Annotated in this window: 1 pseudogene; it reads left to right on the top strand. The window is 63.2% G+C overall.

Annotated features, from left to right (window positions below):
* Window positions 1-85 precede the first annotated feature (85 nt).
* Window positions 86-726: pseudogene (locus tag ACP7A5_RS17990) on the top strand (transposase); the annotation flags it as partial.

Genomic DNA, 726 nt, shown 5'->3' on the forward strand with positions numbered 1-726 from the left:
TGTCCGCCGTCAGCGCCAATGAGACAGATTGAGGGTTCCGTTTAGAGGAGGATTTTGGTCTCGTCGTAGTGACGAAGGAACGAAGATGAGACCAAAATCCTTGCCCTTGAAGGCAACGCCCGGCGAGCGGGTTGCCAAGGACATCCGGCGCGCGACGCGCCGGCATTTCTCGGCGGAAGACAAGATCAGGATCGTATTGGACGGACTTCGCGGGGAGGACAGCATCGCTGAGCTTTGCCGCAAGGAGGGTATCGCCCAGAGCCTGTACTACGTTTGGTCCAAGGAGTTCATGGAGGCGGGCAAGCGCCGGCTGGCGGGGGATACGGCCCGGGCCGCGACGACGGACGAGGTGAAGGATCTGCGCCGGGAAGCCACGGCGCTGAAGGAGGTGGTGGCCGAGCAGACGCTTGAGATCCGCCTGCTCAAAAAAAGCATGATCGCCGATGGGGGCGACGAGGCATGAGATATCCGGCTTGCGAAAAGACCGAGATCATCCGCCTGGTCGAGCAATCGAGCCTGCCCGTGCGCAAGACGCTGGAGCAGATCGGCGTGCCCCGCGCGACCTTCTACCGCTGGTACGATCTCTACCAGATCGGCGGTCCCGAGGCGCTGGAAGATCGTCCGGGACGACCTGGCCGGGTGTGGAACCGCATCCCCGACGATGTCCGCGCCGCGATCCTCGAACTGGCCCTGGAACAGTCGGAGTTGAGCCCGAGAGAGCTGGCG

The sequence above is a fragment of the Brevundimonas sp. TWP2-3-4b1 genome (genome assembly GCF_049897665.1).
GTDB lineage: Bacteria > Pseudomonadota > Alphaproteobacteria > Caulobacterales > Caulobacteraceae > Brevundimonas > Brevundimonas subvibrioides_B.